This is a genomic window from Arthrobacter sp. 2YAF22_2 (assembly GCF_052114645.1).
Taxonomy (GTDB): Bacteria; Actinomycetota; Actinomycetes; order Actinomycetales; family Micrococcaceae; genus Arthrobacter.
In genome coordinates, this window is sequence record NZ_JBFRFD010000306.1 from 1 (window position 1) to 4605 (window position 4605).

6 protein-coding genes and 1 pseudogene are annotated in these 4605 nt (G+C 67.6%); 2 read left to right on the forward strand and 5 right to left on the reverse strand.

Features of this window, described 5'->3' with window-relative positions; translation table 11 throughout:
- From AB4Y86_RS12740 to pdxT, 3 genes are all read right to left on the reverse strand, one after another.
- A partial coding sequence (locus AB4Y86_RS12740; RefSeq protein ID WP_441402589.1) for a crossover junction endodeoxyribonuclease RuvC occupies positions 1 to 393 on the reverse strand: 393 nt, incomplete at its 3' end.
- Positions 390 to 1145: a YebC/PmpR family DNA-binding transcriptional regulator gene (locus AB4Y86_RS12745; protein ID WP_441402590.1), complete on the reverse strand. Its 756-nt coding sequence runs from the start codon at positions 1143 to 1145 to the stop codon at positions 390 to 392. The genes AB4Y86_RS12740 and AB4Y86_RS12745, both read right to left, overlap by 4 nt.
- 2 nt (positions 1146 to 1147) lie before the next feature.
- Positions 1148 to 1849, reverse strand: coding sequence for a pyridoxal 5'-phosphate synthase glutaminase subunit PdxT (pdxT, locus tag AB4Y86_RS12750; RefSeq protein ID WP_441402591.1), 702 nt, complete (start codon positions 1847 to 1849; stop codon positions 1148 to 1150).
- A 114-nt stretch (positions 1850 to 1963) separates the two neighbouring features.
- Between pdxT and AB4Y86_RS12755 the strand changes: the two genes are divergently transcribed.
- Both AB4Y86_RS12755 and AB4Y86_RS12760 read left to right on the forward strand, forming a co-directional pair.
- Positions 1964 to 3259 (forward strand): MurT ligase domain-containing protein, encoded by a 1296-nt coding sequence (locus AB4Y86_RS12755; RefSeq protein ID WP_441402592.1) that lies wholly within the window; start codon positions 1964 to 1966, stop codon positions 3257 to 3259.
- Positions 3256 to 4053, forward strand: a complete 798-nt coding sequence (locus AB4Y86_RS12760; protein WP_441402593.1) for a type 1 glutamine amidotransferase — start codon at positions 3256 to 3258, stop codon at positions 4051 to 4053. The genes AB4Y86_RS12755 and AB4Y86_RS12760 overlap by 4 nt, the downstream gene beginning before the upstream one ends.
- A 37-nt stretch (positions 4054 to 4090) precedes the next feature.
- Here AB4Y86_RS12760 and AB4Y86_RS12765 read toward each other — a convergent pair whose 3' ends face one another.
- Together AB4Y86_RS12765 and AB4Y86_RS12770 are read right to left on the reverse strand one after the other, a co-directional pair.
- A complete protein-coding gene (locus AB4Y86_RS12765) occupies positions 4091 to 4303 on the reverse strand; it encodes a hypothetical protein (protein ID WP_441402594.1) in 213 nt (70 codons plus the stop codon).
- Positions 4300 to 4605: pseudogene (locus AB4Y86_RS12770) on the reverse strand (alpha/beta fold hydrolase); the annotation flags it as partial. The pseudogene AB4Y86_RS12770 and the gene AB4Y86_RS12765, both read right to left, overlap by 4 nt.

The following is a 4605-nucleotide window of genomic DNA, read 5'->3' on the forward strand; positions in this document are numbered from 1 at the left end:
CTTGGTGACCAGTTTGGTGACGGCGTCCTTGTTCGAGGTTCCGCTGCCGGTCACGGCTGCTTTGACCTCCGACGGCGTGTGCAGCGCCACCGGGATGCCGCGGCGCGCGGCGGCGGCGATCACCACGCCGGATGCTTGGGCCACGCCCATCACCGTGCTGACGTTCAGCTGCGAGAAGACCCGTTCAACGGCGAGGACGTGCGGCTGGTACTTGTCCAGCCAGTCATCGATCGAGGTGGCAATCACGAGCAGCCGCTGGTCGAGGCCCTCGTCCGGGGACGTGCCGACGACGCCGAACGCCACCATGGTGGCTCGCCGGTTCTTCTCAACGTCCACGACGCCGATCCCGCAGCGGGTGAGGCCCGGATCGACGCCGAGGACGCGAAGGGTCACTCGGCTTCCAGTGCGGCCTGCACTTCGTCACTGAGGTCGGCATTGCTGTAGACGTTCTGCACGTCGTCGAGCTCTTCCAGAGCGTCCACGAGCTTCATGAACTTCTTGGCTGCGTCCAGGTCCAGCGGCACCTGCATGGAGGGCACGAACTCAGCCTCATCGGTGTCGTACTCGATCCCGGCTTCCTTGAGCGCATCGCGGATGGCCTGCAGGTCGGTCGGTTCGGAGTGGATCTCGAAGCTCTCGCCGTTGTCCTTCACTTCCTCAGCGCCGGCGTCGAGGACCGCCATCAGCACGTCGTCCTCGCTCAGCCCGTTCTTCGGYAGCGAGACRACGCCCTTGCGGGAGAAGAGGTAGCTGACCGATCCGGGGTCGGCGATGCTGCCGCCGTTGCGCGAGATGGCAAGCCGGACTTCGGAGGCGGCGCGGTTCTTGTTGTCCGTCAGGCACTCGATCAGCAGGGCGGAGCCCTGCGGGCCGCGGCACTCGTACATGATTTCGGTGTAGTCCACGACCTCGCCGGTAAGGCCGGCGCCGCGCTTGATGGCGCGGTCGATGTTGTCAGCGGGGACCGAGGTCTTCTTGGCCTTGGTGACAGCGAGTTCCAGGCCCGGGTTGCCGGCCAGGTCGGGGCCGCCCATCCGCGCGGCGACTTCGATGTTCTTGATCAGCTTGGCGAACGACTTGGCCCGGCGGCTGTCCAGGATGGCCTTCTTGTGCTTGGTCGTCGCCCATTTGGAGTGGCCTGACATGCTTACGCTTCTCCTCTGATCATTCGAATAAACAGTTCATGCACGCGCTTCTCACCGGTCACTTCCGGGTGGAAGGAGGTGGCCAGCAGCTTGCCGGAACGCACAGCAACAATTCTAGCGGTCCCGTCGAGGGATTCCGGGTGGCCGGCCTTGGACGGTTCCACCTGGGCGAGGACCTCGACGCCGGCGCCGACCCGTTCCACCCACGGCCCGCGGATGAACACGGCGTGCACCGGGGCCACGCCGCTCTCGCCCGCGCTGAACTGGAGTCCCTTGAATTCAAGGTCGGTCTCAAACGATTCGCGCTGCCGGCCGAAGGCGTTGCGCCGCACCGTGATGTCGAGTCCACCGAACGTCTGCTGCGGATTGCCGGCCAGGTCCGTGGCGGGGTCGGCGATGTCGTCGGCCAGCAGGATCATGCCGGCGCACGAACCGTAGACGGGCAGCCCGGCCTGGATGCGTTCGCGCAGCGAATCCCGGAGGTCGAAGGCCCGGGCAAGCTTGTCAATGGTGGTCGATTCCCCGCCGGGAATGATGAGGCCGTCAAGGCCGTCCAATTCAGCGGGGCGGCGGACGGTCACGCCGACGGCCCCGGCGGTTTCCACGACGTGCAGATGTTCGCGGAAGTCGCCCTGGAGCGCGAGGACGCCGATCCGGAGGCCTGACCCCACGCGGGGGCTGGGCAGGGAAAGGGGGGTGGTCATCCTGCCAGCATAGTGCGCAGGGCTCCGTGCAGCCGCACTAAAGCCGCAAGGAAGCAGCGCCGGGGCGCGCCTGCGGGCCGGGTTCCATGCTGCCGCTGGGATATATTACAAGGCATGCTCTACTTCAGTGTTCCGCTCGGCAAGCTCGTCCGCCGGGTCTCCCGGCTCCGCGGCGGAGGCTCTGCCCTCCCCGGCTTGGTGGTCGAAAAAATCGACCCCGGCTTCATGCGGCGGACGCTGTCTGCGCTGCCGCTGGGCGTCGCCGTCGTCAGCGGCACTAACGGCAAGACCACCACCACCAAAATGGTGGTGGAACTGCTCGAAAGCCAGGGCCTGAAGGTCTTCACCAACCGCACCGGCAGCAACTTCACCCGGGGCGTGGCAGCGGCGCTGCTGGGTGAGGTGGACTGGCGCGGCCGGCTCGACGCCGATGTCGCCGTGCTGGAACTCGACGAGGCGCACGCCGTGCACTTCGTCAACCAGGTCCCGCCGCGTTACTGCCTGCTGCTGAACGTCCTCCGGGACCAACTGGACCGCTTCGGCGAGATCGACAAGACCGCCGAACTGCTGCAGCACATCGCCRCCAAAACCACCGGTACCGTTGTCCTGAACCRTGAAGATCCGCGCGTCGCGCGCATCGCTGACACCCTTCCCGCGGGCAGACCCGACGTCCGCTACTTCGGCCTCGACGATTCGCTGCTGAGCACCTTCCCCAACGACGACGACATGCGGGCCGCCCCCGGCAGCCCGGTACCCGCTGCACCCCCGCGGCCGCCGGCCGACGTCGTCCTCCGCCGGGTGGGCGCCGACGACGCCGACTTTGAGTACGACGGCGGCACGGTCACCACGGGAATGAAGCTCCGCGGTGTCTACAACATCTTCAATGCTGCGGCGGCGCTGACCCTGGCCCGGGCCATCGCCGGCGCCCGCGGCACAGGCACCGACCACGACGGGCTGCTGAAGGCCCTCGCCAACGTGGCGCCGGCGTTCGGCCGCGGTGAGAGCCTGGTTGTCGACGGGCTGCCGCTCGAACTGGTCCTGGTCAAGAATCCCAGCGGCTTCCGGCTGGGCCTGAAGTCCTTCCCGGCCGCCGGCTACGCGACCATGGTGGCCATCAACGACAACTACGCCGACGGCCGGGACATGTCCTGGCTGTGGGACGTCGAGTTYGACACGCTGCGAGACGGCGGCGTGGACCAGCTCACCGGCTCCCGCGCCTACGACATGGCGTTGCGGCTGCAATACGACGACGTCGCGATCGGCGCCGTCGACCCGGAGATCGCCCCCGCACTGGCCGCATTCATCCGCGGCGCCAAGGCCAAACCGAAGCGCATCTTCTGCACCTACACAGCCATGCTTGCGATCCGCCGCGAGCTGTCCAAAATCACCACAGTGGAGGTGGTCTCATGACCCCCGACTCCCCCGACAACCCGCACGGGCTCTCCTTCGGCCATGTTCTGCCCCCCGATGACTCCGGCGCGCCCGGCAAGGGCACCATCCGCGTGCTGCAGCTCTACCCGCGGGACATGAACATCTACGGCGACTGGGGCAACGCCCTGGTCCTGGCCCAACGGTTGCGCTGGCACGGGTACACCCCGGAGCTGCTCGAGTACAACGTCGGCGATGATTTCCCGGCCAACGTCGACCTCGTGGTGGGCGGAGGCGGCCAGGACAGCGGCCAGCTCGTGATTCAGGATGACCTGCTGTCGCGCGAAACCATCCTCAAGGAGCTGGCCGAGGGCGGCACGCCCATGCTGGTGATCTGCGGGCTGTACCAGCTGTTCGGGAAGTTCTTCAAGACCAGGACCGGTTCTGTTATCCCGGGCATCGGCGTCCTGGACGTGGAGACCCACGGGACGGATGAGCGGCTGATCGGCAATGTCGCTGTCTCCTCCGCCGAGTTCGGAACCGTCCTGGGGTACGAAAACCACAGCGGCCAGACCACCCTGGGCCCGGGCGTCAACCCGCTGGGCACCACGGCCAAAGGCACCGGAAACAACAGCAGTTCCGGCCAGGAAGGTGCCCGTTACCGCAACGTCGTGGCCAGCTACCTGCACGGCTCGCTTCTGCCGAAGAACCCGGCGCTGGCGGACTTCCTGATCAAGACCGCTGTGGAGCGCAAGTATGGCCACTTCACGCCCGGTACCCCGGACGACTCCTACGCCGTCCTTGCCCGCGAACACGCGGCCCGCCGCCCCCGCTGACGCGCGGTGGGCACTCGGCCCGCAGGCTGGGTTCGGCCTAGACGCCAGGGATCCTGAGGATCCGCAGCCCCTCCGCGTCCGCAGGCTCCTCGAAAATCCGTGCAAGGTGCCTGACACCGGCCTCCGTCACCGCGTGCGAACCCGGTTCGCCGGACAGGGTACGGAGCCTCGCCCCGAGGTCCCGGGCCAGGGTGGTCTTTCCTGCGCCGTTGAGCCCGCAGAGCAGGTGCACCAGCGGCGCCGTCGTCATTGCCCGGTCCCGCTGTTCCGGAGCAGTTCCGCGAACTCTGCGGGCCGGGTCGCCGGCCACCAATGGCCGCTGTCCACGCTCACCACGGTCAGCTCGTCCACCCAGGCGTCAAGGCCCTCCACCAGGTCCGGACACAGGAACGGGTCCCGGGCCGGCACCACCACCTGGACCGGGATCGTCACGTGCCCGGCCGGCGGCCAGTTCTGCGCGCCGAACATATTGGTCCGGTAGAGTGCCAGCCCGCGGACGGGGTCGTTGCCGACGTCGCGCTTGGCGATTCGCTCGAAGCGCCGCGTGAGGAA